Genomic DNA, 26,996 nt, shown 5'->3' on the forward strand with positions numbered 1-26,996 from the left:
CGCGGAATAGCTGCCCTTGTGCTGTGGCCCGTTACCCGGTAGCACTTGTGATGCGGCAGACCCGGCTAACCAGTGAACGCCATCCGCCGCATAGGCCCGCCGTCCAACCGGCGGGCTTTCTTCATCGTCTCACTCCTCGATCAAGCCCCCAATGCACGAAGGTTCGGTGCCCAGTTCGGTCACCAGTCGCCGCATGATCTGTTCCTGCTTGACGCTGGGACGCCACGACGCCCGCTTGCCGTGCTTGGCGATGGAACGGACAAAGCCCTTGAGCCATTCGTCTGTGCCGTCAGCCATCACGCGGCGCATGACCATCGGCCAGTGATAGGTCAGCAGTTCATCCAGCTCCTGCGCGGTCATACCTGCACCCCGCGATAACGGGCGGCCACACGGGCCATGTGCGGCGACGTGGTGAGGGATTTTGCGTCCATGGGCGACCGCCCGTCATAGTGCAGCGCAGCCTGATCCATGAGGGCTTGAGCAAGGTCGCGGGGGATATCCGATGCGGCCTGCCCAAACCCTGCCTGATACTCGATCATCAGCTTAGTCGGCGTCAGCCTGTAGAAGCTGTCCAGCCATTGAATGAAGGGCCGGTTGCCACCCAGAAAATTGAAGTCTGTGAAGGCCTGGCCGTCGATGGTGACGGTCGGCACGTCTTCATCAGCCACCGGCCCGATGGGCAGGATCAACCCGAACTCTTGCCCAGGTTTGAAGATCGTCACGCGGATCGTCTGCGTCAGCAGCGCGATCTGGGCAAACTGCTCGATTTCCGCCGCAGCCGTGTGGCCGATGTTTGTGATTGCCGCATCGTCACCGGCACCATCTACGCGGATATGGTTTTTGAGGTCTTCGAGGACGAAAGGCAGCGCGGTGCCAATCGCTGTGCGGTCTACGAGCATTTTCATGCGGCAATCTCCATTTCTGAAATGTGATTGCGGAACGCCATCTGCTCCTGGAACGGCAGCGCCTCGTAAGCGGCCAGCGCATAGGCTTTGCACTCGTCCAGAGAGGCGCAGGACGCCCACGAGCGCGCGTCTTTCATCGGGTTCAGGAAGGAGGGCATCGGCGCATCACGCAACTGCAGGTGCAACTTGATGCCAGCGCTGTCGCGCAGGTTGGTGATACTGGTCACCGCGCGGGGACGTTTAAGCGCAAACACCTCGAGAAAGCGCGCGCCGACCCAGTCCAGATCGGGGCGCAACTTGCGCAAGGTGGCCCCCACGTGGGTGATATGACCCGTGCGATTGGTCATCACATACATCGGACACAAAACATCAAGCACCGCAGGCATGTCGTGTGCGCCGGTCATATTGCCCGCGCCCCCAGCGCAAAACTACGCCCTTCGGAAAATTCGGTTTCGACCAGAGTGATCGACACTGTTTCCGCGCCCTGCCCGCCGCCTGCAAATTCAAGCAGGGCCAGCACGCCGTAGTCGTCGGCAAGCGTGCGCAGCAATCCCATCATGACATGGCCGAAGCGGGGTATAGATGTTCCGCAGATCACGCTGAAATGGCGGGATGAATATTCGTGCAGTTCGATACGTGGCAGGTTCAGATCGCTGACCGCCAGCCGCGCCCGGTCAGGCAGATCGTCGAGCGAATGCAGCAATTCCACAAAGGTCACGCCGCCAAAGCGCATCAGACGCCGCAACCCTTCGGTATTGGGATGGCTGACAAGATACGTGCCCACATCCTCCATCAGGTCGGGTTCGGGCCGGTTCAGCACAGCGCCCACCGCCGCGATGATCCTTACGGCCAGTGTATCGTCATACATCAGCATCGCCTCGAACTCGACAAAGCCGAGGTCGGCAATTGCCGTGGCTTCGACCCATTTGGCGGGTCCATAGCTGTCGGTTACAAAGCACTGTAGCGCGCGGTAAATTAGCCCATGCATAACGGTCTCTTTCCCAGTCCCGCGGGTGTTATGCCGTGCCAAACGTTAAGATGCCGCAAATGCTAAAGTGAGAGGGAAATTGCCCGCGGCGTTCGTTCACTAGTAATCCGTCGGCGCACCACCTTCGGACTTTCGTCGTGCAACAAAGTCCGCCAGCTCGGCGCGGATTGCGTCGTCCATTGGCGGTTCTTCGAAATTGGCGATGATATCTTTGAAAATGTGGTGTGCCCGCTCGGGTGTCCAGATGCCGCCTGCGGCCTCCCAACCTTCGTAGTTCTTCCAATCGCTCAGAAACGGCTGGTAGAACGCCGTGGTATAGCGGTCTTGCGTGTGCTGGATGCCAAAGAAGTGGCCCGCATTGCCCACCGATTTGATCGCGTCCAGCGCAATCTCGTCCGGTCCCGTCGCCCAAAGTGCAGGGTCCAGATACCGCTGGATCTGTTGCAGCACCTCGCAGTCCATGATGAACTTTTCGGGCGACGCAATCAGCCCTCCTTCCAGCCAGCCTGCCGCGTGATACACCATATGCGACCCCGATTGCACTGCCGCCCACAGGCTGTTCGAGGTTTCCCACATTGCCTGCCCATCCGGTACATTTGCAGCACACACACCGCTGGACCGCATTGGCAGTTTGTAGAACCGCGCCAGCTGGCCCGTCATTTGGGTCGCGCGCATATACTCTGGCGTGCCGAACGCGGGCGCGCCCGATTTCATGTCCACATTCGACGTAAAGGTGCCAATGGCGCAGGCCGCACCGGGGCGGATGATCTGCGCCAGCACCACCGCGCACAGCGCCTCGGCCAGCGATTGCGCCACAGCGCCCGCCATCGTCACGGGTGCCATGGCCCCAGCCAGCGTGAAGGGCGTGACCACCAGCCCCTGATTGCGCCGCGCCAGACGCATCCAGCCATCCAACATCGGAATGTCGTGTTTCAACGGCGAGGTAGAGTTGATGTTGGTGTACATCTTGGGGCTGGCTTCGAATTCTTCGTGGGTCCAGCCACCGGAAATGCGCACCATTTCCATTACGTCTTCGACCCGCTCCGGTCCAAGGCTGTAGGCATGGGCAACTTTGTCGGTGATCGTCAGCTTGTCATACAGCACGTCCAGATGCCGCACCGAAGCATGTATATCCACAGGCTCGACGGGATAGCCGCCAACAAAGTGGATGCAGTTGAAATACTGGCTGAGTTTCAACAGATTCTGGCACATCTCGCGGGTGCCGGGAACCTTGCGGCCCAGTTCCAAATCCCAATAGTTGGGCGGGCTGGACACATTGCCAAAGTTCATATGGTTGCCGCCGATCGTGATGGCCCTGTCGGGGTTGCGCGGCGTCAACGTGAAGGTGTCCGGCGCGAGGGCGAGGTATTCCATCACCATGTCACGGCCCATACGGACATTTTCGCCGTCAATGGTGCAGCCTGCCGTGCGCAAAATCTCAAGTGCCTCGTGATTCAGAAACTCTATGCCGATCTCTTCGAGAATGCGCATCGCACCGTCGTGGATGGCATAGACCCCCTCGTCGGTCAGCGGCTCTACGGGGCGGTCCACCAACAGGGGCGGGTTCCACGGCATCTGTTCGATCACTTCGCCACCGCGGCGTCTGGCGGCGCCTGCACGGCCGCCGCTGCGGGTTCTGCGGGGAGGGACTTGGGTCATGGGGTGTCCTTTCGGCTCTTGACCCCAGCAAGACCCGAAGCGACGCAGGCTACCATCCTGTTTGCGACAGAAGGCGTCGCTTTAGGGCATATGCCTCAGCCTTGGGCGTCCAGCCACGCGGGCAGATGGCCAATGTCGGGCAAAACCACATCGGCAAGGGGCGCCAGCGCTGCCGCGTCGGCCAGACCCGTCAGCACCGCAACCGTGCGCATGTCAGCGGCGCGGCCAGCATGCAGATCATGGGTGCTGTCGCCCACCATCACCACTGTTTTGGGGGGCAGACCTGTGGCCTCGCAAAAGGCCAGCAGCTGCCCCGGCGCGGGCTTGCCCCCAAAGCCGCTGTCAAAGCCAGCAATAAAATCAAAGCAATCAGCCACGCCTGCCCCGTTCAAATGCGCAAGCGCCGGCGCTTGGGCATCGTTGGTAGCCACACCAAGCCGCAGATCGCGCGCGCGCAGGGCCGTCAGCAACGGGGACAACGGCACGGCCTCGGCTTGCGGGGCAAGCTCGGCCTCTTCATTCAGCATATCCAGCAAGGCGGGCTTGGCTATGTCGGGAAACTGAGGGGCCAGAACCGCGACCACCTCGGCTGGCGTGCCCGCGATCACGATACTGTCGCGGGCAAAGCTGCGGGTGGGCAGATCGAACCCGATGCTGTTGCCCACTTGGGTCGCCTGAGTTCGGTCACCCTTGCAGACGCGCAGCAAAAACGCCTCGGCCCAAGCCTCCCATGTGGCGGAGAAATCGAACAGGGTGCCGTCCTTGTCGAATACGATGCCTTTGATCGCGCTCATGTCCAATTGACCTGTTCACCACCCGGAAGCGCCGCGCGAGCGCGCATCGGTGCATCGTAGGACAGCCCCGAGGCATCACAAAACGCGACGACCCAAACGTCGTCCATCATCACAAAATCCAGAACCGATCCCAAAAAGGCCGGATCAGATGCGCCTGTGCGCAGATCGTCGGCACCGGCGCCGCTGGCCCCCTGAAACACCGGCAACAAATCTTCGTTGCCCGCCAGCCATGCCAGCGCCTGCAAGGCCACTGTCTCTGCGGAATTTCGCTCAGTCATCGTTGCTCTCCCACCTTAAGGCCAATTTGAAATACTTCTTTAACCATTTGGCGACAGAAAGGAATGACCACAAAAAACTTTAGAATATTTTCACCGCCGAGGCTTAAAGATGCATGCCAAGATCCTGATCGTTGACGCGATTGCGACCAACCGGATCGTGCTCAAGGTCAAACTTGCAGCTGCGCATTACGAGGTATTGCAGGCCAGCAACCTTGCCGAAGCCGCGCGGCTGGCTGCGGTCACGCCCCCCGACCTGGTGATTTGTGCCGCCGATCTGCCGGATGGCACTGCGGTTGATCTGGTCGGACTGCTGAACACACAGGCCCAGTCAAAGCGTATGCCGGTGCTGGCCGTGGCACCGGGTATCAGCGCTGCGGCGCGTCTGGGCCTGTTAGAGGTTGGGGTCGATGATGTGGTCATGGACATCTATCACGACACCCTTTTGTTGGCGCGGGTGCGCAGCATGTTGCGGGCTCACAATGCCGAAACCGAATGGCAAATCCGCGACGACACTACCCGCGCACTGGGTTTGGCTGAAAACCGTGCTGCGTTCATTCGCACGCCGGATGTCACGGTGGTGTGCCCAACGCTATGGCACGGCGCAAAGACACTGGCCACCCTGCGCCCGCATGTGGTCGCCCGGCTAAACGCCGCCGTGCCGCATACTGCACTGGACAGTCACAACCACAACGCTGTCGGTGCGCCTGTGAAAAATGCCGACGTTTTTATCCTGATCACGGACAGTGCCACCGCCGATCAGATGCTGGCGCTGGTGTCGTCGATCCGCAGCCATGCGGCGACGCGGCATTGTCCGATCCTGCTGGTCTATCCCGAAGACGAGCCGATTCTGGCAGCGCGGGCCTTGGATCTGGGTGTGAACGCCCTCACGCAAAGCGACCCTGACCCCAAAGAGGTGGCGATACGGGTGCGCGACCTGATGCAGCGCAAACAGGTCGCAGACCAGTTGCGCGCCACCGTGCGCACCGGATTGGAGGCTGCGGTCTGCGATCCGCTGACCGGACTGCACAACCGGCGCTATGCGCTGCCACATCTGGCGCGACTGGCCGAACGGGCGGGCATTGCGGGGCGTCCCTTCGCGCTGATGCTGGCCGATCTGGATCACTTCAAACAGGTCAACGATATTTATGGCCATGCCACGGGTGACGCCGTGCTGGTAGAGACGGCACACCGCCTGCGCGAGAACCTGCGCGCGGTCGATCTGTTGGCGCGTGTGGGCGGCGAAGAGTTTCTGATCGTCCTGCCGGGTGTCGACTTGGGCGATGCGCGCCGTGCGGCGCGGCGGCTGTGCCGCCAGATTGGCTGCACACCGTTCGACACCGCAGGGGATATCGCGCCGATCAAGGTAACCGTCAGCATCGGGCTGGCCATTGGTGGCCTTTCCGGTGATGCGGCGCTGGCGGTGGGACATCCCGAAAAAGCGGCGCAGGTGTTGTTGGATCGCGCCGATAAGGCGCTCTATGCTGCCAAGGTGAAGGGCCGGAATTGCGTGACCTTAAGTAGGCCTGCGGCTTAGGCACCTGCTTTTGTCGTCGTCCGTGCCGGGGCCAGCCTCCGAGACGCTGGCGCGCCTCCCTCCGAAGTTTACCTTGCAAGATGAAGCGAGTGGCGCGCGTCAGTCCTTGCCGGGTTTGTCCTTTTTGCGTTTGCCGTGGCGCATAACTTCGCTGACCGCACCGGCATAGGCGATGCGGTCCTCGAACGACATGGCGCTGACGCGGTCCAGCCATGCGGTATGTGCGGCACTTTGCACTGCGACAGCGGTTGTGTTTTGCAGTTCGAGAATGGATTGCACACGCGCAGGTTCAAACGGATCGGCCTTGAGCGCCTCGATCATCTCGGCATAAAGCGCGCGGCGGGCCTGACGGCCACCGGATTCTGCGGGCAGTTGGTCGCGCATCGCGCGAAAAATGTCGCGCTGCGTCTCACGCGGCAGGGCACGCATATAGGGCATTGCATAGTTGATTGAACTTGAGGCTCGTGAAGGCGGCCCGCCAAAGCGTGCAAAAGTGCCCACCAGCATCCCCGCCACCGCCAGATTCAGCGCCAGCGAGACACCAAAAGCGATGCGCATCCAGCGCGGGGCGCGGGCACGGGGTGTTTTTGCAGTCTTATCCATCGGTTTCGGTTCCTTCGTCCACGACCCAACCATAGGCCGTTATCTCGGTGGTGTCGGCGGTTTCAAACACCGCATCCACACCCAGCAGCGACAGGGCTGCATCGGGTAGATATTGCGGCGGGCTGATTCCAATCCAGAACCCCGCGCAAGTGGCCACAGCCAACCCGCCCATGCCCTGCCAACCACCCAACATCCTTGTCAGCCGCTGCCACAGCGGAACAGGTGCCGCAAAGCCACCCGGCGCGGGTTGTGCAGCAAGCCCTGCATCCAGCACCCGTGCCATCAGGGCATCGGGCACCGGTGGTGGCGGCACATCTTGCAGCCATGCATCCAGTACGGCGTCGGTCATCTCGTGCCTGTCAGCTGTCATCGGAATACCCCAACGCTTGTTTCTGCGGAGCCAATGCCGCCTTGAGTGCCCGTTTTCCCCGTGCGGTCAGGCTTTCCACCGCTTCGACACCCACATCCAGAATGTCCGCAATCTCGGGGTTCGCCAAGCCTTCGATGTGGCGCAAAACCACGGCCTGACGTTGTCGTTCCGGCAGGGTTTGCAACGCTGCCGTCAATGCGTCCATACGCGCGCGGGTCTGCATCTGCCCCTCCACGCCGGGGGCGGGGTCTGCGGGCTCGGCGATGTCGTCCAGCGCAGGACCGGTGCGCCTTTTGCGCAGACGGTCGGTACACAAGTTGGCCGTCACGCGGTAAAGCCAGGTGGACACCTGCGCGCGGTCGACCTGCCATTCGGGCGCGATCTTCCACAGGCGTAGCATCGCATCCTGTGCCACATCCTCGGCCTCGGCGCGGTCGCCAAGAACGCGAAAGGCATGGCCGAAAACCCGTGGCGTCAACCGCAAGGTCAGCGTCCGTGTCGCCGCCGTGTCGCCACGCGCATAGCGCGCCAGCAATTCGGCGTCGTCGGTCTGAGTGTCCTGATCCAGTGGCATGTCCATTCCGGTCAGCGGTAGTGAATTGCGGCCCGCCGCACAAGAAGCGGCGGGCCAGCGAGGTCGCGGATCAGTCTTTGACGGGCTTGTCGCCCATTTTGCCGCGCCAGTTTTTGTGGCCGTCTTTGTGACCCTTGCGCATGTGCTGGTCCATCTTTTTGGTGACCGCGGCGAATTCCTCTTCCGAAATGCCGCCGCTGTTGTCGGCGTCCGCACGTTCGAACATTCTGGCCCCGCGGTCGCCCTTGGGTTTCATCTCGTCAAGGGCCAGCTTGCCGTCCTTGTCTGCGTCCATCCGCTCGACCATTCGGGCGTGACGTTCTTTTGCACGCTCGGTCGCTGCTGCAACGGCCTCGGCTTCGCTGAACATGCCGTCACCATCGGTATCGATTTTGGCAAAGCGGGCTTCGCCGCGCGCCGTGATCTCTTCCAGAGAAATCTGGCCATCCGCGTTGGTGTCCATGTCGGAAAAGCTGGGGCGCATGTGTTCGCCGGCACCTGCGCGCTCGGCCAGAACTGTGGTCCCTGTGACCGTCACGGCGGCACCAAGAATGGCGGCGATGAATGTTGTATGTTTCATAAGCTCTTACTCCGGTTTCTTCTGTGGGTGCCGCGCTCTTCGCCGCCCCTTATGCACAGTAAAACGCAGCAGCCTGCACATTCCGTCGCAGAAAAATCACCGCCCCCGATGTGAGCATCAAAACACAATAAATGCCCGCAGTGCGCGACATCCCGACGCAAGGACAAAAGGTGACATTTCAATTCCTGCGCGCATGCCCCATCTATCGATCAACAGACAGGATGCTTTATGCGCGACGATTTTCAAATGACCGACCAAGAAATGACAGAGCCCCCCCTGACAGAGCCGCAGGCCCCGACCGAGCAAAAGGCGTTTCCCGCCATGCTACGCGGTTGGCGGAACCGCTGCCCCAACTGCGGGCGTGGTCGATTGCTCAAGGGATATCTCAAGGTCGCACCGTCCTGCACGGTCTGTCGCCAGGATCTGACCCAGTTCAAGGCAGAAGATGGTCCCGCCTATCTGACCATTCTGATTGTCGGCCACTTGATGGCACCGGCGCTGCATTTCGCCTTTGTGACGTGGCGTCCCGAGCCTTTGGTGCTTTTTACCATCTTTGCGGTTGGCTGTGTCGCATTGTCGCTTTACCTTCTGCCCAGACTGAAAGGGGCCATTGTCGGCTTCAAATGGGCCCGCAAGATGACCGACGACGCCACACCGGCGTAATCACGTCCTTGCGTGGTCTGTCTCAAGAGGGCCACACATGACCGCCGAACCACAAATTGACAAAAGCCAGATCCGCCACGCCGCCACTGTTATTTTGCTGCGCGACCGTTGGACCAGCCCGCGCATCCTGATGGGGCAGCGCGGTGCCAAGGCCGTATTCATGCCCAACAAATTCGTCTTCCCCGGCGGTGCGGTGGATGCGGGCGACTATCATGTACCGCTGGCAGGTGCCCTGCCCCAAGGCTGTGCCGCGCGCATCGCCGAAGACAGCGCTCCCGAAATGGCCCATGCCCTGTCGGTGGCCGCCGTGCGCGAACTGTTCGAGGAAACGGGTCAGGTGCTGGGCCAGCCCGGCAACTGGGATGTTCCTGTGCCAAGGGATTGGACCGACTTTGCCGCCACCGGCCACGTCCCCCACGCCTCGGCGCTGCAATTCGTATTTCGCGCCATCACCCCGCCGGGCCGCCCGCGCCGCTTTGATGCGCGTTTTTTTCTGGTTGACGCCGACACATTGGTGACCGACCCCGACGATTTCTCTGCCGCCTCGGACGAACTGTCGCATTTGCAATGGGTCGGCCTGGACGATGTGCGTAGCTTTGACATGCCGTTCATCACCGAAGTGGTGCTGAGCGAAGTGCAAAAGCGCGCGCAATCGCTGGAACCACCCGAAAGCGTGCCGTTCTTCAAGAACAACGAAGAAGAGAACCTGTTTTTACGTCTGCGTGGTCACTTGCCCACCGACTAGGACGTCAGATTACCAGCACCAGCATCAGGATCGAGGCCCCCAGCACGGCCATCCCCGCCCATTCGCGCAGCGTAACCCGTTCGTGAAAGAACAGCACCGTGGCCATCAGGCTGAAAATCAGCTCGACCTGCCCCAGTGCATTCACATAGGCCACGTTCTGCAAGGTGAAGGCCGTGAACCAGCAAAACGACCCCAGCAACGACGTCAGCCCGATCCACACCGCCACCCGGCGCGCGCGCCAGACGGCGGTGATCTCGCCCTTTTCACGCAGCCGCAGCCACAGGGCCATACCCGCAAGCTGCATCGCAGTCACACAGGCCAGCGTCAGCCCTGCCCGCGCCAGCGGATCTTCCAACGGCAATTGCAGCGATGCACCACGATAGCACACGCCCGATACTGCAAAAAGGACGCCAGACAACAACCCCAAGCCCGCCGCACGGTTCGCCAGATCACGCAGACCCCAACGTACCAGATCGGGCGGCGCGGACAGCAGCAGAACGCCGAACAACCCCAATGCAATCGCACCGAACCCCGGCAGGCTTACGCCCTCGCCCAGCAACACCCAGCCCACCAGAACGGTCTGTATGACTTCGGTCTTTTTGAACGTAATACCAACCGCGAAATTGCGCGCCTTGAACAACATCACAACGCAGACCGTCGCCAACACCTGCGCCAACCCTCCAAAGGCTCCGTAAAGCCAGAATGCTGCGGTCAGTGGGGGCTGCGCCTGTCCGGTGCTTTGGAAATAGACATAGGCCAGCACTGCAACCAAAGGCGCGGAATACAAGAACCGCGCAAAAGTGGCCCCTGCCGCAGACAGTTGCGTCGTGGCCAGCTTTTTTTGCAGAACAAAGCGCAGCGTTTGGAAAAAGGCGGCGGCAAGTGTAATGGGAATCCAGAGGCTCATAACACCTCATGCCCGCAATTCAGTCCCTGTGCCAGAGCGGATGCGCGACAGGGTCTTTCGACTTTACAAAGTACCGCGTGAAAATCTGCGCATAAGATCGGTACATATAACCGTCATTGCAGGCCAGAAAGCGGGCCTTGTGGGCTGCATATAATGCGGGCAACCGATACCAGGGCAGACGCGGGTGCATGTGATGCACCACATGCAGGTTGTTGTTAAGAAACAGAAATGCCAGCGGCCCGCGATCTTCGACGATCACTGTGCGCCCACGGCTGCGCGCGTGGGCCTGATGTTCCAGAAAGGTGCGGATTTTCAGGATCCCCAACGCCGCATAGGCCGCCATCATATAGACCCACAACGGCATCTGCGACCAGACCACTGCCACCAGCACGATGATCGCCCCGGGCAGGTGCCACAGCCATCCGGCCAGCACCGCGCGGTCACCACTGCGGATCGCCGCCCAGTCGCTGCGCATGAACGCCCACTGGCCCACCAGCGGCCCCACAGTCATCCGCCCCAAAAGCGTGTTGTTGAACCGCATAATATTTTGCTGCCAATGCGGCAGCCGCGCCCAGACCAAGGGATCCAGATAGTTGCTTTCGGGATCGTCATAAGGATCGGTCAGCCGCGCATCACGGTGATGCGCCAGATGGGTGTCGCGAAAGCGTATGAACGGAATAAACAGCCCAGGCTGCACAAGGCCCAGCGCCGTGTTCACCTTCTGCGACGGGAACGGATGACCGTGCAAAATCTCGTGGCTCAGCGATGAATGCAGCACCAACGCCACGGCAACGGCCATTCCCGCCAGCACCAGCGAAACTGCCACCAACCAGACCAGCGCCAGCACCAACACAACATAGCATCCGGCAAAAAGTGTGATAGTGGGCCATTCCCATCCTGCGGTGGCAAGCGGGCGGGCGGTGCTGAGTCCGGTGTTCATTGGTCTGTGTCGGGGTTTATCTTCATATTGCCTCATTGCTATCGCGGCGGCGCAGTGTCGACCATTCTGAACCTAGTTAACAAAATCCAATAGATGTGATAAATATCATCATATGAATGAAATTAACGACAAACGCGCCCGCGCCGACCTGTTCCGCCGCCGTCTGGCGCAGGCGATGCAGAGCACCGGCACCACGCAAAGCGGACTTGCCCGCGAAATCGGCACTGATCGCTCCACCCTGTCCCAAGCGCTAAAGGACGAAGGTGCCCGCCTGCCTGGTGCGCATGTGGTGGGCGCATGTGCGTCAGCCTTGGGGGTATCCTGCGACTGGTTGCTGGGCCTGTCCGACCGGCCTGAATCCGCAGCCGACCTGCTTTCTGCAGCATTCGTGCTGACCCATGCGCCGCGCGCCCTGATCGACGAGACCATCTTCAGTTGGCACCGCGAGGCCGCAGGTTACAAAATCCGCCATGTGCCAGCCGCCCTGCCCGACATGCTGAAAACCCAAGAGATGCTGGAATGGGAATACAGCCCCCATCTGGGCCGCACCATCACCCAAGCGATAAACGCCTCGCGCGACCGGCTTGACTGGATGCGTTCGTCGCAATCCGATTATGAAATCGCCATGCCGCTTTACGAACTACACAGTTTCGCAACCGGCACCGGCTATTACCACGGCTTGCCCGCGCCTGTGCGTCGGGCCCAGTTGCATCAGTTGATCGAACTGACCGAACAGCTTTATCCGCGCCTGCGGGTCACCCTGTTCGACGCGCGCAGGCTTTATGCCACGCCCATCACCATCTTCGGTCCTCTGCTAGCCGTGTTATACACCGGCGGCCACTACATGGCGTTTCGCGACCGCCCGCGCATTGAAACACTGACGACCGACTTTGACATGCTGATCCGTCAGGCCTCGATCACCGCGCGCGATATGCCCGTGCATCTGACAGAACTCCGCCCGCTGATCTGCTAACCTTCATCTTGCCCGAAAAACTCCGGGGTGAGGCCGCAGGCCGAGGGGCAGAGCCCCTCGCTGCACCAGCTTCCGGCGGTAATCGGAACCCGTATCAGGGGCGTTGCCCCACGGCGCGGCCCATCCCTTCTGGCGATCCCAATACGGCATGGGCCGCAGCAACCCGTTCAAGCGCTGCCGCGACATGCGGAGCAGGCTCGGAAGGGCGACGCGTTTCAAGGCTGACGTGCAGCAAGAAATGCTCGCCCGTGGCCAGCAGGCGGTCGCCTTCGTACATCTTGTGAAACAGGTGCATCTTCTTGCCTGCGCCCGCCAAAACCTGCGTGCGCACCTCGATCACAGCACCAGCCAGCACCTCGTCCACATGACGAATATGCGTCTCGGCGGTGAAATAACTGCCCCCCGCAGCGATGTATTCGGCATCGCATCCGATCATATTCATAAACCTGTCGGTAGCGTCACCAAAGGCTTGCAGATATTTGGCTTCGGTCATGTGACCATTATAGTCGGTCCAATCCAGCGGCACGGCGCGATGTACGGTCAGCAGCGGTGCCGACACATCCGCCATGTCATCCACCCGAATGCCCATAGGCGAAGCCGTCCGCAACTTGGCCTCTTGTGCGTTCATCAACGCCCCGGCGCCCCAATCCTGTGCCTTGAGCGCGCGCATCATCGCCACAAGGTTGGTATCACGGATACGCTCCAGTTCGCGGATCGAATAGGCACCCGATTGCGCGTCCGACTGGCCCGCGATCAGGTCCACTAGTTCGTCGGTGAACTCGGGCACATCCATCAGCTTGGTCCACGGCCATTTCAAGGCGGGGCCGAACTGCGCCATAAAATGCTTCATGCCCGCCTCGCCGCCCGCGACGCGATAGGTTTCGAACAGACCCATCTGCGCCCAGCGGATGCCAAAGCCATAGCGGATCGCATTGTCAATCTCTTCGGTCGTCGCCACGCCGTCCTTGACCAGCCAAAGCGCCTCGCGCCAGACTGCCTCCAGAAAACGGTCGGCGATATGGGCGTCGATTTCTTTGCGCACCCGCAGGGGATAGAACCCCATTCCCGTCAGCAATTCTTCTGCGGCGTCCAGAAAGGCGGGTGTGTTGGCGTCCGTTGGCACCACTTCAATCAGAGGCAGCAAATACACAGGGTTGAACGGATGCGCGACGATGATCTGTTCGGGGCGCGTAGCACCCAGTTGCAGTTCCGACGGCTTAAAGCCCGACGTCGACGAACCGATCACCGCATCGGGCAGGCACGCTTTCTGGATTTCCGCCAGCGTGGTGTGTTTTGTCGCCAGTTGCTCGGGCACGCTTTCCTGAATCCAGACAGCACCGGACACAGCATCAGCGATGGTGTCATGAAACGTCAGCTTGCCTTCGGCGGGCAGCGCCACATCCACCATACCTGGTAGGGATCGGCGCGCGTTTGCCATCACTTCGCCCACCTTGCGCTCGGCCTGCGGGTCGGGGTCGAAAACCTGCACGTCCCATCCGTTCAGCAAGAACCGCGCGGCCCAGCCGCCTCCGATCACACCGCCGCCAATGACGGCTGCCACTTGTTTGCCCATTCTTCACCTCTGTTACCCACGGGCCCCGTGACCCGCTGAAATCATGTGTTGTTCCTGCGCTGCTTAGGGTCGTGTCGCCAGCCGCGTCAGGTCATATCCGTTAAAATCCAGCACTTCGCGAGCTGCTGCGATGCGGTCTGCACCACCCGTTGCGTTGCGATCCAAAATCCAGCCCAAAGTGCCATCCGGCGTGCCGACCACAGCGGTGCGAAACCCGTCATCGACCCACAGCACCCAAAGCATGCGGTTGGTGTCACCGCTCGGGTCGCTCAGCATATAGCGGCCCTGTCCGGTGACCTTTGCGGACCAAACCTCTGGCACCGTGCCGCACTGCCCTGCCGCATCGCAACGGTGCCATGCCAGCGTGAACGCCGCACCATCCTGCCGTGCGGTCACAGCGCGCAGGGCAGCGTCCTGAGGAAAGGCGGCGCGCACTGCCCATTCGCCCGCAAAGCGTTTGACCTCGAACCGCGTGGTCGACGCGATGATCACCGATTGATCGCGATAGCCGGGTGAGGGCGGCACCTGCGCGCATCCCGCCAACAGGGCCAGCGCCACCGCCATCAGGCACCGTTCACCCCTTTGGCGCACGTTTGACCAGCCCCAGCTTTTCACGCACCTGCGCCGGTTCCATCACCCGTGCGCCCATATTCTCGACAATGGTGCCCGCACGTTCGACCAGCTGCCAGTTTTCGGCCAGCACACCTTTTTCCAGCCACAGGTTGTCCTCCAGCCCCACGCGCACATGGCCCCCCGCCAGCACCGACGCCGCAACATAGGCCATCTGGTTACGCCCCAGACCAAAGGCCGAGAACGTCCAGTCGTCAGGCACATTGTTAACCATCGCCATAAAGGTGTTCAGATCATCGGGCGCACCCCACGGCACGCCCATACACAACTGCACCAGTGCGGGGCTGTCCAGAACGCCGTCTTTCACCAGTTGCTTGGCGTACCACAGATGTCCAGTGTCAAAGGCTTCGATCTCGGGTTTGACGCCCAGTTCGGTCATCATCCGTCCCATCGCCACCAACATGCCCGGCGTGTTGGTCATGACGTAATCGGCTTCGGCAAAGTTCATCGTTCCGCAATCCAGCGTGCAAATCTCGGGCAGGCATTCGGTCACATGGGCCACCCGCTCGGTTGCACCCGCCATGTCGGTGGCGGCCTTGTTCAGCTGCATCGGGTTTTCCACATCACCAAAGACGATGTCGCCCCCCATACCCGCGGTCAGGTTCAAAACCACATCGGTGTCGCTGTCGCGAATGCGGTCAGTAACTTCGCGGAACATGCCCAGATCGCGACTGGGCACGCCGGTTTCGGGATCACGCACATGGCAATGCACCACGGCGGCGCCGGCCTTGGCCGCCGCGATCGCGCTGTCCGCGATCTGCTTGGGGCTGCGCGGGACATGATGGCTGCGGTCTTGCGAGGCGCCGGATCCGGTGACGGCACAGGTGATAAATACGTCTTTGTTCATGGCCAATGGCATTGCATGTCTCTCCGAATTTCATCTTGCATTGCGCAGCATCATGGCGGCATTCTTGCATCAAACTTGACGAAATACGAAAAGAAGTTGATGAAATCCGAAAATATCACAGATGTGGTCGTGCTGGTTCTTGATGCCTCCAACACGCTCAGCTTCGCCGCCGCTGTCGATCCATTACGCGCGTCAAACCGCCATGCGGGGCGGCAACTGTTCCGCTGGCATCTTGCAACTCCTGCTGACGCACCGGTGACGCTGACTTCGGGCCTTGTTATTCCTGCCAATCCACTGGCGCGGATCAGCCAGTGCGATTGGATCGTCACGGTCTCGGGCTTTGATCCCGACCGCCAAAGCACACCTGCCCTGCTGTCCAGCCTGCGCAGGCTGGCCGCGCGTGCGGATCATGTGGCAGGGGTCGACGGCGGCCCTTGGGTGCTGGCCCGCACGGGGCTGCTGGACGGGCACACCGCGACCGCACACTGGGAGGACTTCGAGGCCTTCGCCGCCCGATTTCCCGACACGCACACCGTCAACGCCCGCTATCAGGTCAGCGGTAAATTCTACACTGCAGGCGGCGCCGCGCCCACGTTGGACATGATGCTGGCACTGATCGCCGAAACCTGTAGCCCCACATTGGCACGCAAGGTCGCGGGCAGCTTTATCACCGACACCACCGCCGCCCCGTCACAGCCGCAAATCCGCCAACCCCAGCGATCGCGGCACAGCCATATCACGGCGCGTGCCCATGCATTGATGGAAACCACATTGGACGCGCCCTTGCCCATCGCCACCATCGCACAACGTCTGGGCCTCAGCCCGCGCGCGTTGCAAATGCAATTCAAAGCATCCGTGGGACTAACACCGCAAGCGCATTACATGGCCCTGCGCATGGCCGAAGCAGAGCGTCTGGTCACCCAAACCCACCGGCCGCTGCACGACATCGCACTGAGCACCGGCTTTTCCAGCCAGTCCGGTTTCGCACGTGCCTATACCGCGGCCCACGGCACCAGCGCACGCCAGCACCGCAAATCCGCGTAACCCTCACCCGCTTCTTTTGGCCTTAAATAACCATCGCGCGACGATCAGTGCAAAAGACCGTAGCCCGCTGTATCAAAACCCGTTCAATACGGCATCGGATGGGCGCGATGCGCTTTGTCGATTTCGGCCAGCACTTCGTCGGACAGGGTCACATCCACCGCACCCAAAGCCAACTCCAACTGGTCCGCAGACGTCGCCCCCAAAATCACCGACCCCATGAAAGGTCGCGTGCAACACCACCCCAGAGCCATGTGAACCGGATCCAGCCCGTGTCGCTGCGCAATGTCCAGATAGGCACCGACCGCCCCGAACACCCGGTCGGTCTTGCGCCCGCCCAGATCGCCGTTCAAATCCATGCGCGACCCCGCTGGTATGTTGCCGCCCTGATATTTGCCGGTCAACAACCCCGCTGCCAGCGGCGAAAACGCCAACAGCCCCACGTCTTCGTTCACACTCATCTCGGCCATGTCGGTGTCATAGAGACGGCACAGCAGCGAATATTCGTTTTGCACAGTAGCCACCCGTGGCCCGCCCGTTCGTGCCGCCGCCTCAAGCCATTGGGTCGTGCCCCAAGCGCTTTCATTGCTCAGACCAAAGGCCCGGATGCGGCCACGATCCACCTCACGTTGCAGCGCGCCCAGACAGTCTTCCATGTCCTGTATGGTCGACGCGCGGTCTTGATCTGACGGGTCGAATGTCCAGTTCTTGCGAAACATATAGCTGCCGCGATTCGGCCAGTGAAATTGATAAAGGTCGATGTAATCCGTTTGCAAACGCCGCAGCGAATCGTCGATGGCCTCGGGGATCGTCTTGGACGAGATCGGCACACCCTCACGCCGGTGCATCATCCCCTCGCCCGAATGTTTGGTGGCCAGAATGTAATCTTCCCGGCGCCCCTGGTCTTCGTGCCACAATCCGATGATCCGCTCGGTCCGGCCAATGGTTTCAGCGCTGACGGGGTTTACGGGATACATCTCGGCAGTGTCGATGAAATTGATGCCTGCATCCAGCGCCCTTTCGATCTGTTCGAACCCTTCTTCAGCAGTGTTCTGCGTGCCCCAGGTCATTGACCCCAGGCAAAGTTCTGACACCATAATTCCGGTGCGGCCAAGCGGTTTCATCTTCATCTACTATCCCCTTTTTTGCGCCATAGAGCGTAACGGCAGCGCCCGAGATCACAAGGTGTAATGCCCCTGCGTAAAGCCACCGCTTTAGCGAATAATCCTTAATCGACCGTAACTTGCCTTGGCCACCACTCCCCGCAACCGGATGCGCCTGCGCGTCCATTGCTTGAAAACGACTCAATTCTGTCGGTTCTCCACTTGGCCCTGCCGCAGACCCGGCCCATGGTGGTAACAATATGCGTCTGCTGATTTCCCTTGCCGCCCTCTTGTTGTCTGTCTTGCTGCTTCAACTCAGTTCGGGCGGTGTCGGGCCGTTGGATGCATTGTCGGGCTTGGCGCTGAACTTTTCACGGCAGGAAATCGGAATGCTGGGCTCGGCCCATTTTTTCGGTTTTTTCATCGGCTGCTGGTGGGCGCCGCGCCTGATGGGATCTGTCGGACATTCGCGCGCCTTTGCCGCCTTTACTGCAACGGGTGCCATCGGCTTGCTGTCACATATGATGGTGGTCGATGCCTATGCCTGGGCGGTAATGCGCGTGGCCTCGGGACTGTGCGTCGCGGGCTGCTATACGGTGATCGAGGCGTGGTTGCAGGCCAAGGTCACCAACGAAACGCGCGGGCGCACGATGGGGGTGTACCGCGTGGTCGACATGACGGGGTCGTTGGCTGCGCAAATGATCATCGGCATCCTGACACCCGCCAGTTATGTCAGTTACAACATACTGGCGATCATGTGCTGCGCGGCGCTGTTACCACTGACCCTGACCACGGCCCAACAGCCCGAAACACCCGACGCCCCGCGTCTGCGCCCCCGACTGGCGGTAAACCGTTCGCCATTGGCGGCGGCAGGCGTGGTGGTGGCGGCGCTGTCTTCCGCCAGTTTTCGAATGGTCGGACCGGTGTACGGCCAAGACGTCGGCCTGAGCACCGGACAAATCGCGTGGTTTCTGTCGGCATTTGTTCTGGGTGGGGCTCTGGCGCAATATCCCGTCGGGTGGCTTGCCGATAAATACGATCGCCGCTGGGTGCTGATCTGGCTGTCGGCGGCGGCGATGATCAGCTGTGCCATCACCGTTTCGGCCAGCGGGCTGGGCACTACCGGCATCATGCTGACCGCAGGACTGTTCGGGCTGACCACCTTTCCGATCTATTCCGTCGCCGCCGCCCACGCCCATGATTTTGCCAGCGCGGACGAACGGGTAGAACTGTCGGCAGCGCTGATGTTCTTTTACGCGCTGGGTGCGATTGCGGCACCCTATGCCGCCTCGGCACTGATCAGCAACTTTGGCCCGGGGGCGCTGTTTGGCATGATCGCCGTGGGCCACGGCGCGTTGATCCTTTTCGGCCTGACACGCCTGCGTGCCCGCCCGACCAAGCAAAAGCGCACCCGTTATATCTACGCACCGCGCACCAGCTTTGTGATCGGCCGCCTGATCGGACGCAGCCGCGAACGCGACTGACCCTTTCCCCGCCCCCCCTGCACTGCTAAAGCAACATGAAATGCAGACCATAGGCGCAAAAATGACCCGTCACCTGATCACCTCCGCCCTGCCATATATCAACGGCATCAAACACCTTGGTAACCTCATCGGCTCGCAATTGCCGGCCGACCTGTTCGCCCGCTACCAACGCGGCCGCGGCAACGAGGTTCTGTTTCTATGTGCCACGGACGAGCACGGCACCCCTGCCGAACTGGCCGCCGCCAAGGCAGGCAAGCCCGTGGCCGAATACTGCGCCGAACTGCACGAGGTGCAGGCGCGCATCGCCGAAGGGTTCCGGTTGTCCTTTGACCACTTCGGACGGTCCTCCAGCCCGCAAAACCACACACTAACCCAGCATTTCGCAGGCCGTCTGGCAGATGCAGGGCTGATCGAGGAAGTCGAAGAAAAGCAGGTCTATTCCATCGCCGACAAACGCTATCTGCCTGATCGCTATATCGAAGGCACCTGCCCCAACTGCGGCTATGACAAGGCGCGCGGCGACCAATGCGAAAACTGCACCAAGCAGTTGGACCCCACCGACCTGATTGATCCGCGCTCGGCCATCTCGGGCTCGACCGATCTGGAAGTGCGCGAAACCAAGCACCTGTTCCTGCGCCAGAGCAAGCTGCGCGACACGCTTGACCAGTGGATCGACAGCAAGACGGGCTGGCCGGTGCTGACCACATCCATCGCCAAGAAATGGCTTCACGATGGCGACGGATTGCAAGACCGCGGGATCACCCGAGACCTCGACTGGGGTATTGCGGTAAAACGCGGTGAGGCGGACTGGCCCGGCATGGAGGGCAAGGTGTTCTATGTATGGTTCGACGCCCCCATCGAATACATCGCCTGCGCGGGCGAATGGGCCGAAGCACACAACACCGATTGGGAACGCTGGTGGCGCACCGACAAGGGTGCCGATGATGTGACCTACACCCAGTTTATGGGCAAGGATAACGTGCCTTTCCATACGCTGTCCTTCCCCGCCACGGTGCTCGGCTCGGACGAACCGTGGAAGATGGTGGATCACCTGAAATCGTTTAACTACCTGAACTACGACGGGGGTCAGTTCTCCACCAGTCAGGGTCGCGGGATATTTATGGATCAGGCGCTGGAGATTCTGCCCGCCGACTATTGGCGCTGGTGGCTGCTGGCCAACTGCCCGGAAACCTCTGACAGCGAATTTACATGGGAACAATTCCAGCAAGGCGTGAACAAGGATCTGGCCGATGTACTGGGCAACTTTGTCAGCCGCGTCACCAAGTTCTGCCGTTCGAAATTCTCGGAAGAGGTTCCGGCGGCAGGCAGCTATGGCCCTGCCGAGCAAGCGCTGATCGCCGATCTGCAAGCACGTCTGAAACGCTACGAAGACCTGATGGACGCCCGCGAAGTGCGTAAATCTGCCGCCGAGCTGCGTGCGATCTGGGTGGCAGGTAACGAATACCTGCAATCGGTGGCGCCGTGGACCGTGTTCAAGACCGATCCAGATGCTGCAGCGGCACAGATCCGGCTGGCGCTGAACCTGATCGCCTTTTACGCGACACTGTCCGCGCCCTTCATCCCCGATGCGGCGGCCTCCATGCGGGCGGCGATGCATCTGGACGGGCCTGCGGCATGGCCCTCGGATGTGGCCGAGGCACTGTCCGACTTAAAACCCGGCCATGTATTTTCGGTGCCCGAGGTTCTGTTTGCCAAGATCACGGATGAGGCCCGCGAAGGTTGGGAAACCCGTTTTTCCGGTGGTCGCGCCGGCTGATGCAGTGCCTGCGCAGATATGTGCAAAAGCGCCGCCCAACTGGCGGCGTTTTACGTTTGAACCTTTGGAAAATGGTTTAAAACTCTTCCCATCCGTCTTGCTCGGGTTCGCTCCTGTCGAACTTGAGGACGGTGTTGCCGGACATCGAGGCTGCACTATCTGTCGTTGGCGCTACGGAATGTGGTGCTGGTGCTGACGGTTTGGCCACAGCTGCAGTAGGCTGCCGCGCGCTGTTGCCCAAACGAAAGGCCGATACAGCGGCGGCCAGACTGTCGGCCTCGGCCGTCAAGGCGTGGCTGGCAGCGGTGGTTTCTTCGAACATGGCTGCGTTCTGCTGGGTGACATGGTCCAGATCGTTTACGGCGGCGTTGACCTCGCTCAACCCATTGGATTGTTCGCGCGCCGATGTCGCAATCGCGGACACCCGTTCCGAAATATCGGACACCGAAGTGACGATCGCTGCCAGCGCAGTGCCTGTCCGGTCCACCAGATCGACACCTTGGCGCACCTGCTCGCCCGAGGCCGAGATTAGTGCGTTGATCTCGCGTGCCGCTTCCGAGGATCGTTGCGCCAATGCACGCACTTCCGTGGCCACCACGGCAAAACCGCGTCCCGCCTCGCCTGCCCGCGCGGCCTCGACACCTGCGTTAAGCGCCAGAAGGTTTGTCTGGAAGGCAATGTCGTCAATGACGCTGGTGATTTTCGAGATTTCCTGACTGGAGGTCTTGATCTCGTCCATCGCGTTCACAGCTTCGCGGGCGACATTGCCGCCTTGTTCGGCATTGTGCTGCGCATCGGCGGACATTTTGCTGGCCGCATCTGCGCTTTCCGCAGCGGAATGCACGGAACTGGTCAACTTGTCCAATGCCGCCGCTGTTTCCTCCAACGTTGCCGCCTGCTTTTCCGTCCGGCGCGACAGATCATCCGCAGCGCTGGTAATCTCGCTGGTCTCGTGCCGGATCGATTCCGCATTGTGCATCACTGCACCAATGGCGGTCTGAAGTGCCGCCGTGGCACCGTTGAAGTTGTGGCGCAAAGCCTCGTATTCTTCCGGAAAAATTTCGGCAATATCAGAGGCCAGATCCCCTTCCGACAGTTTTTTCAGTGCCAGCGCCAGCGCCTCGACCACCCGTTGCTGCTCCTCTGAAATACGCGCGCGTTCGTTTTCCGCCTCGCGCACTGCCCGACGGCTTTGCGTGACGTCCGTACCCAGAAAGACGCAGCGCTCAACCCGCCCATCTGCGCCTTTTACAGCAGCAAAGGCGCCATCAAAGTGCAGCGCAGCACCTTCTGAAACAGGCTGTGTCACGTCGAAACAACCCCGCGCGGCCTCTCCTTTAAGCACGGCCTCGGCCAGATCGGCGGGAAGGGTTTCGTCGGTTTGGTGGGCCTTGAAAAGCGTCTCGAAACGCGCACCGATCAATTCGTGCGCCTTTATTCCAAAGGCTTTGGCCCCATTGTCGTTGGCAGTGATACAAAGCCCCTGCGTGTCAAACTCCAGCCGGATCTGGTTGGCATCAATTGCCCCCAGCAACACCGCGTCGCGGTGCGATTCCGTGCTGTCAGACCATTCAATCACCGCGCCAATCATGACACCCGTATGATCCAATGCCGCATTGGCCTTGATGACAATATGCCGATCACCGATCTGGCTCGAGACGGCCTTCGGCAGGGCCTGCGTACCTTCGGCCTTCACAGCTGAGGCAAAGGTCGTCAGATGGGACATCTTGGACAAGTCTGCACCCACCCATGCACCGTCGGGCACGCCGGGCCAGTGGGGGCACAAATCCTTTGCCATGCCTGACAGCAGCGCCTCGCAGGTCGGATTGACGAAGGTTACGACGAATTTCTCGTCCACCATCATCATGCCCGCCGAAGATCCCTCGAAGGCGGCACTTTTAAAGGCGGCCTCACGTTGGGCACCCTTTGCCCGTCCCAGATCATTGCGAAACTGGTCCAGCCGCACCGCAATGCTGCCAATCTCGTCGCGTCGTCCGGTCGAGGGAATGACGGTCTTATAGTCTTCCGACGCCACCCTGACCATCGCGCTCTCGATGCCGATCAAGGGACGCGAAATGTAGAGCCACAAAAAGACACCTGTGGCTAGCAACGCCAACAACATAACCACGCCTGTCTCGATCAGACTTTGACGTTGGGCCGCAGCCATTGCCACCAGACCGGGCGCGTGCGACCATCCGGTAACTACGACGCCCACAACCATGTTGTCCGCACCAAAATACGATGGCACAGCCGTAAGTTCCCCATCCTGCGCGGCGATGGTGACACCCTGCGCCATCGACACCTGTGCCAGCGCTGTAGCTGCGCCCGCATCGAAGCCATCGGAGTTTGACTGGTACAGCGTTTCTCCGGTCAGGTTGAGCACAAGGCCGCCCACGCCTTCGGGAAATGCCTCCGTCATGACGTCTTCGACGATTTCGGAAATGGCCTTTTGATTGCCGAATTTGATTGACCCACCCAGTTGCAGCGCCAACAGCTTCGTGACCTCGGCAGAGCGCTCTCGCAGATTTTCAGACAGCGAGATCTTGCTTGCGGTCTGGTCACGCCAAACCGAGAAGGCAAAGACAAGAATGACGACCAGCGCCACACCCAACAGGTTCTTGGCCAACACACTTGCCATCGCGGCCCTGAGTTTTTTCAAAGTAGGTTGTATCGACATCCGACACCTCTTTCATCGGCCAGCACGCCAGCGGGGCGCACAAAAACCGTTTGACAATTACAACTCGTTTAGAGCCGCAATCTTACGACGAGCTTAACGCCACCCCCGGAAAAGGGCGTGCCACAGGTGTTGAATTTGATCTGAAGTTTATCGAGTTATGGAACAACCACCGGAGCATAAACGCACTCGGTGCAAATACCCACATTTTTACATTGCACCACTTAAGTCCAAGAATGCACAATAAACCGAGCGACTAGGGCTGGAATTGGTGCGGGCGGTGGGCATTGAAGTCCAGCTTCAAAAGATATCAGCACGTATCAAAATCTGCTTAACACCTAGATTAAAATAACTTTAATCGCATCTTCTCATCTTATTTTAGCTCGGCGGACCCCATGTGGGACTATATCCTGAGGTAGACCAATAGGTGGACTGCATTAGGGGTTTGCATGGCGAGAAATAAATTGAGCGTCCGGGGTATCGTAGCCCTCGAACCCGGAAAGTATTGCGATGGCGCTGGGCTTTGGCTTGCAAAGTCTGGTTCGAAGAGCGGCAAATGGTTTCTACGCCTCACCGTCCACGGCAAACGCAGAGAGATAGGGCTGGCCGGCTGGCAGGATGTTGGGCTTGCCGCGTGCCGTGTCGCCCGCATTCAAGGACGCGGCGCTGAAGGTCAGCGATGGCGTGCCCGGTCTTCATGCAGTGATTCGCGGGCTCTTTGCAGCACGCGAACCCGCCGCCGTTCTTCGCCTGAACTCAAGTCCGCCTCTCGCGTAGCGACCCTGCGCCTTTTGCGAATTGTCGACCGGCTGATATCCGGTCGACAATTATCATCCAGGGCCTGGAACATGTTTCGCAACTGCCCGACGGGCGACCTATGCATGAATGACAGGGCGCAATGTGCCCACATGTGGGAACTTCCCCTGTCGATAGGCAGCATAATAGCCTGCAATTTCCTCCCACGACCCGGCGATGAAAGGCCCTTTCGCAACCACCTGCATGTGCTGCGGCTGACCGGCATAGAGCAGCAGCCGGGCTCCGTGCTGACCTGCCCGCAGCGCAAGCAGGCTTGCGCCATCAGTGGAGGGCTCTGACCAGCCGACCATGTTCGCTGCCAGCATCTCGGCAGAGTGGCCAGCCTCAATATCTCCGTCAATGACCACAAGGAAAGCATTGTAGGCGGCAGGTAGCTGCGGCTTGAAGATGGCTCCCGGCGTCAATTGGATGTCGGCCAGCGTGACCGGAACTTCGTTCAGCGTCGGGGCCGCTGCACTCTCCAACTGCCCGCTGTAGACCTTTGCGGTAACGCCAGGCTCAGCGTGTACCGGCATCTCGGCGCGACGGAGGACCTGTACACGCGGAGGCATGTTGCGCTGCGCCTCCGGAAGGACCAGCCAGAGCTGGAACAGGCGCATGCCGGTGGAGGCCTTCGTGTCTTCCCCATGGATGATGCCGCTGCCGGCGGTCATCCACTCGACATCGCCCTCGTTCAGCCGGCCATTGATATCCTCCAGTGTGCCGTTGAGCATGAAGGTCACGGTCTCCAGCCCGGCATGAGGGTGTGCATCTCCAAGGGGCCCTTCCAGGGTGATGTTGTCATCAGCCATTAGGAAAAAGGGGTCCGTCGCGGGCAGGTTATCGGGCTCCACCACCAGCGCAGCCTTGTGATACTCACCGGCAAAGCCTGGCCCGAGTCCTGGGATACTGGTGACACGGTCTATTGATCTTTGAAACATGATTCAGGTTCTCCATCGAGTTTGAGTCCGACGTTCACCACCGCGCCTGGCAACGCCCTCGACAAATGCTCCTCGGTATCGTGGACAAGTGCACGCGATGTACGTTTTGCCGGAGACGTTGCTTTTTACCGCAAGAGAATGAGTCATGGCTTCTCCGTCGGCCATTTATTGCAATATAGCTAGGAGCCCCGCGCGTCAGTAGCTGCGACCCCAAGGTAGCTGTGTTGCTCAATGTGGAACGCTTCGATCCGATTCTATCGGGTTCGTCTCTGGTTAGCGTATTTATCCAGAAAGGTTTGAGCATCAGCGGGCGGTCCGAAGGCGAAGATGAGTGGTCTCTGGCATGAAGCCGTTGCCGGATCTTCACGAACGCGTACGGGGGCCCGCTCGGGCGGAGCGGCGCTTGAAACCGGGAGAGCGGTCAGCCGATGTGCCCCAGATGCGTGATCTTGAAGCCTTCGGCAGACTTCAGTCCGAAGCCCAGCATCCGGTCGAAACCGGCATGGCCCATCCAGAGTGCGCCTAGGGCCGCGACAGTACCCGAGCCAATAGCAAGGCCGACTGCGATCAGGACCATCCCTAGGGCGTACACATGAACAGCGTTGTACACGACGGCGCCGGCCTTCGGGCCAAGTGCATAGCCCGCGAAACTGACATCGGGCAAGAGAAAGAGGATCACGGCCAACCACCAGGCGATGCTGTGATCCAGATGGGCAAATAGAATGATCGCGGCGACAAACACGACCGCCGCCTCAATACGTTGCCAGACGATAGTATCCAAGGTGTTACCCTTTCTCGTGATGCAGGAAGACGCCTGCCGGTGCGACCCTGCGGTTGTCAGATTGCGCTGTCCAGTCGAGAGCGGCGGACGAAGACGTGCGGCAAGGTCGGTCCCGTCTCTCCTGGCGATTCTTCGTCGTTGTCCTGAAATACCCGGTCAGGGCATTGGCTTGGATCAATAGGGCGTGCCTGCATTCTGTCGTTGCACCCGGGCCGCTTCCGCCCACCAGGCAAGATCGGCGGCAAAGCGTGGAAAGGCCCTGGCGAGGGCGGCTCCGCTCTCGCCGATCGGCTGCGCGTCGGCATCCAGGGTCTTGCCAATGCCGCCCACTGCGAGCGAGCTGGAAATCGGGACCATCCCCATTTCAGAAATCGTACCGTGCCAGGCGAGGGCGGCCCGGACCCCAGAGAAGCGACCTGCGGAATAGCTCGCAATTGCCGCAGGCCGCCAAAACCATTCCTCAAGGAAATGGTCAGTCAGGTTCTTCAATCCAGGCTGGACGCCCCAGTTGTATTCACCGGTGACGAAGACGAACGCATCAGCCGTACGAATCCTGCCCGCAAGGTCCTCCAGCGCGGGCGGGGCCTCGCCGACGGGATACTCCTTGTACATTCGGTCGAGCATGGGCAGGTCGATTGCCTTGGCGTCGATCAGCGCAGCATCGGCGCCAAGGTCGTTCAACTCCCGGACAACATACCGAGCGAGGCGGATACCCTGCCGATCGGCGCGGTAGGAGCCATAAAGGACGAGGATACTGTGGGTCATGATATCTCCTTTCGGTGAATTGGCAGAATCGGAGATCAGGCGGGGCTGCGCGGTGCCCATTTCTCCTATTGC

The 26,996-nt window shown here is 60.5% G+C and carries 28 protein-coding genes; 7 read left to right on the forward strand and 21 right to left on the reverse strand.

All coding sequences use genetic code 11. The features are described from left to right. Positions 1-129 precede the first annotated feature (129 nt). From SULPSESMR1_RS10080 to SULPSESMR1_RS10110, 7 genes are all read right to left on the reverse strand, one after another. Positions 130-360 (reverse strand): hypothetical protein, encoded by a 231-nt coding sequence (locus tag SULPSESMR1_RS10080; RefSeq protein ID WP_089420698.1) that lies wholly within the window; start codon positions 358-360, stop codon positions 130-132. Next, on the reverse strand, positions 357-905 hold the full coding sequence (locus tag SULPSESMR1_RS10085) for a head-tail connector protein (protein WP_089420699.1): 549 nt from the start codon (positions 903-905) through the stop codon (positions 357-359). The genes SULPSESMR1_RS10080 and SULPSESMR1_RS10085 overlap by 4 nt, the downstream gene beginning before the upstream one ends. Continuing rightward, on the reverse strand, positions 902-1,309 hold the full coding sequence (locus SULPSESMR1_RS10090; protein WP_089420700.1) for a hypothetical protein: 408 nt from the start codon (positions 1,307-1,309) through the stop codon (positions 902-904). Before SULPSESMR1_RS10090 ends, SULPSESMR1_RS10085 begins: the two co-directional genes overlap by 4 nt. Next, positions 1,306-1,893, reverse strand: a complete 588-nt coding sequence (locus tag SULPSESMR1_RS10095) for a heme NO-binding domain-containing protein (RefSeq protein WP_089420701.1) — start codon at positions 1,891-1,893, stop codon at positions 1,306-1,308. Before SULPSESMR1_RS10095 ends, SULPSESMR1_RS10090 begins: the two co-directional genes overlap by 4 nt. A 99-nt stretch (positions 1,894-1,992) precedes the next feature. Continuing rightward, positions 1,993-3,552 (reverse strand): trimethylamine methyltransferase family protein, encoded by a 1,560-nt coding sequence (locus SULPSESMR1_RS10100; protein ID WP_089420702.1) that lies wholly within the window; start codon positions 3,550-3,552, stop codon positions 1,993-1,995. Positions 3,553-3,647: 95 nt separating this feature from the next. Next, a complete protein-coding gene (locus tag SULPSESMR1_RS10105) occupies positions 3,648-4,346 on the reverse strand; it encodes an HAD family hydrolase (protein ID WP_198362779.1) in 699 nt (232 codons plus the stop codon). Further along, a complete protein-coding gene (locus tag SULPSESMR1_RS10110; protein WP_089420704.1) occupies positions 4,343-4,624 on the reverse strand; it encodes a DUF3572 domain-containing protein in 282 nt (93 codons plus the stop codon). The genes SULPSESMR1_RS10105 and SULPSESMR1_RS10110 overlap by 4 nt, the downstream gene beginning before the upstream one ends. 109 nt (positions 4,625-4,733) lie before the next feature. Between SULPSESMR1_RS10110 and SULPSESMR1_RS10115 the strand changes: the two genes are divergently transcribed. Next, on the forward strand, positions 4,734-6,158 hold the full coding sequence (locus SULPSESMR1_RS10115) for a diguanylate cyclase (protein ID WP_089420705.1): 1,425 nt from the start codon (positions 4,734-4,736) through the stop codon (positions 6,156-6,158). Positions 6,159-6,257: 99 nt separating this feature from the next. Here the strand turns inward: SULPSESMR1_RS10115 and SULPSESMR1_RS10120 are convergent, their stop codons facing one another. The 4 genes from SULPSESMR1_RS10120 to SULPSESMR1_RS10135 form a co-directional block, all read right to left on the reverse strand. Continuing rightward, the gene (locus SULPSESMR1_RS10120) at positions 6,258-6,761 is read right to left on the reverse strand and encodes a periplasmic heavy metal sensor (protein WP_157728997.1); all 504 of its coding nucleotides are present in this window, start codon (positions 6,759-6,761) and stop codon (positions 6,258-6,260) included. Continuing rightward, on the reverse strand, positions 6,754-7,131 hold the full coding sequence (locus tag SULPSESMR1_RS10125) for a hypothetical protein (protein WP_157728998.1): 378 nt from the start codon (positions 7,129-7,131) through the stop codon (positions 6,754-6,756). The genes SULPSESMR1_RS10120 and SULPSESMR1_RS10125 overlap by 8 nt, the downstream gene beginning before the upstream one ends. Then, complete coding sequence (locus SULPSESMR1_RS10130; RefSeq protein ID WP_089420708.1) at positions 7,121-7,711, reverse strand: RNA polymerase sigma factor; 591 nt, start codon at positions 7,709-7,711, stop codon at positions 7,121-7,123. Before SULPSESMR1_RS10130 ends, SULPSESMR1_RS10125 begins: the two co-directional genes overlap by 11 nt. A gap of 64 nt (positions 7,712-7,775) precedes the next feature. Further along, positions 7,776-8,285, reverse strand: a complete 510-nt coding sequence (locus tag SULPSESMR1_RS10135; protein ID WP_089420709.1) for an EF-hand domain-containing protein — start codon at positions 8,283-8,285, stop codon at positions 7,776-7,778. A gap of 261 nt (positions 8,286-8,546) precedes the next feature. On the opposite strand from SULPSESMR1_RS10135, the gene SULPSESMR1_RS10140 reads away from it, so the two are divergent. Next, complete coding sequence (locus SULPSESMR1_RS10140; RefSeq protein WP_089422269.1) at positions 8,547-8,948, forward strand: DUF983 domain-containing protein; 402 nt, start codon at positions 8,547-8,549, stop codon at positions 8,946-8,948. 37 nt (positions 8,949-8,985) lie between these two features. After that, positions 8,986-9,693, forward strand: coding sequence for an NUDIX hydrolase (locus SULPSESMR1_RS10145; RefSeq protein WP_089420710.1), 708 nt, complete (start codon positions 8,986-8,988; stop codon positions 9,691-9,693). Between the two features lie 4 nt (positions 9,694-9,697). On the opposite strand, the gene SULPSESMR1_RS10150 is transcribed toward SULPSESMR1_RS10145, so the two are convergent. Continuing rightward, a complete protein-coding gene (locus tag SULPSESMR1_RS10150; RefSeq protein ID WP_089420711.1) occupies positions 9,698-10,600 on the reverse strand; it encodes a DMT family transporter in 903 nt (300 codons plus the stop codon). Between the two features lie 19 nt (positions 10,601-10,619). Continuing rightward, positions 10,620-11,540 (reverse strand): fatty acid desaturase, encoded by a 921-nt coding sequence (locus SULPSESMR1_RS10155; RefSeq protein ID WP_089420712.1) that lies wholly within the window; start codon positions 11,538-11,540, stop codon positions 10,620-10,622. A gap of 112 nt (positions 11,541-11,652) precedes the next feature. Here SULPSESMR1_RS10155 and SULPSESMR1_RS10160 point away from each other — a divergent pair, with 112 nt between their 5' ends. Next, positions 11,653-12,513, forward strand: a complete 861-nt coding sequence (locus tag SULPSESMR1_RS10160; protein ID WP_089420713.1) for a helix-turn-helix domain-containing protein — start codon at positions 11,653-11,655, stop codon at positions 12,511-12,513. 94 nt (positions 12,514-12,607) lie between these two features. Here SULPSESMR1_RS10160 and SULPSESMR1_RS10165 read toward each other — a convergent pair whose 3' ends face one another. From SULPSESMR1_RS10165 to SULPSESMR1_RS10175, 3 genes are all read right to left on the reverse strand, one after another. Next, complete coding sequence (locus SULPSESMR1_RS10165; protein WP_089420714.1) at positions 12,608-14,086, reverse strand: carnitine 3-dehydrogenase; 1,479 nt, start codon at positions 14,084-14,086, stop codon at positions 12,608-12,610. A 63-nt stretch (positions 14,087-14,149) separates the two neighbouring features. Next, complete coding sequence (locus tag SULPSESMR1_RS10170; RefSeq protein ID WP_089420715.1) at positions 14,150-14,650, reverse strand: lipocalin family protein; 501 nt, start codon at positions 14,648-14,650, stop codon at positions 14,150-14,152. A gap of 10 nt (positions 14,651-14,660) precedes the next feature. Further along, the gene (locus SULPSESMR1_RS10175) at positions 14,661-15,575 is read right to left on the reverse strand and encodes a 3-keto-5-aminohexanoate cleavage protein (protein ID WP_089420716.1); all 915 of its coding nucleotides are present in this window, start codon (positions 15,573-15,575) and stop codon (positions 14,661-14,663) included. A gap of 87 nt (positions 15,576-15,662) precedes the next feature. On the opposite strand from SULPSESMR1_RS10175, the gene SULPSESMR1_RS10180 reads away from it, so the two are divergent. Beyond that, positions 15,663-16,607 carry a GlxA family transcriptional regulator gene (locus SULPSESMR1_RS10180; protein WP_089420717.1) on the forward strand — a complete coding sequence of 315 codons (945 nt, stop codon included), beginning with the start codon at positions 15,663-15,665 and terminating at the stop codon, positions 16,605-16,607. Between the two features lie 83 nt (positions 16,608-16,690). On the opposite strand, the gene SULPSESMR1_RS10185 is transcribed toward SULPSESMR1_RS10180, so the two are convergent. After that, positions 16,691-17,734 carry an aldo/keto reductase gene (locus SULPSESMR1_RS10185; RefSeq protein ID WP_089420718.1) on the reverse strand — a complete coding sequence of 348 codons (1,044 nt, stop codon included), beginning with the start codon at positions 17,732-17,734 and terminating at the stop codon, positions 16,691-16,693. A 233-nt stretch (positions 17,735-17,967) separates the two neighbouring features. On the opposite strand from SULPSESMR1_RS10185, the gene SULPSESMR1_RS10190 reads away from it, so the two are divergent. Both SULPSESMR1_RS10190 and metG read left to right on the forward strand, forming a co-directional pair. Then, positions 17,968-19,191, forward strand: a complete 1,224-nt coding sequence (locus tag SULPSESMR1_RS10190; protein ID WP_089420719.1) for an MFS transporter — start codon at positions 17,968-17,970, stop codon at positions 19,189-19,191. Positions 19,192-19,252: 61 nt separating this feature from the next. Further along, on the forward strand, positions 19,253-20,968 hold the full coding sequence (gene metG / locus SULPSESMR1_RS10195) for a methionine--tRNA ligase (protein ID WP_089420720.1): 1,716 nt from the start codon (positions 19,253-19,255) through the stop codon (positions 20,966-20,968). Positions 20,969-21,044: 76 nt separating this feature from the next. Here the strand turns inward: metG and SULPSESMR1_RS10200 are convergent, their stop codons facing one another. From SULPSESMR1_RS10200 to SULPSESMR1_RS10215, 4 genes are all read right to left on the reverse strand, one after another. Beyond that, entirely contained in the window at positions 21,045-23,645 is a 2,601-nt protein-coding gene (locus tag SULPSESMR1_RS10200) for a methyl-accepting chemotaxis protein (RefSeq protein ID WP_089420721.1), read from the reverse strand. Between the two features lie 872 nt (positions 23,646-24,517). Further along, on the reverse strand, positions 24,518-25,378 hold the full coding sequence (locus SULPSESMR1_RS10205) for a pirin family protein (protein WP_089420722.1): 861 nt from the start codon (positions 25,376-25,378) through the stop codon (positions 24,518-24,520). A gap of 421 nt (positions 25,379-25,799) precedes the next feature. Further along, complete coding sequence (locus tag SULPSESMR1_RS10210; RefSeq protein ID WP_089420723.1) at positions 25,800-26,159, reverse strand: DUF4260 domain-containing protein; 360 nt, start codon at positions 26,157-26,159, stop codon at positions 25,800-25,802. Between the two features lie 174 nt (positions 26,160-26,333). After that, complete coding sequence (locus tag SULPSESMR1_RS10215) at positions 26,334-26,924, reverse strand: NADPH-dependent FMN reductase (RefSeq protein WP_089422270.1); 591 nt, start codon at positions 26,922-26,924, stop codon at positions 26,334-26,336. Positions 26,925-26,996: the final 72 nt, after the last annotated feature.

Source organism: Pseudosulfitobacter pseudonitzschiae, from assembly GCF_002222635.1.
Classification (GTDB): Bacteria; Pseudomonadota; Alphaproteobacteria; order Rhodobacterales; family Rhodobacteraceae; genus Pseudosulfitobacter; species Pseudosulfitobacter pseudonitzschiae_A.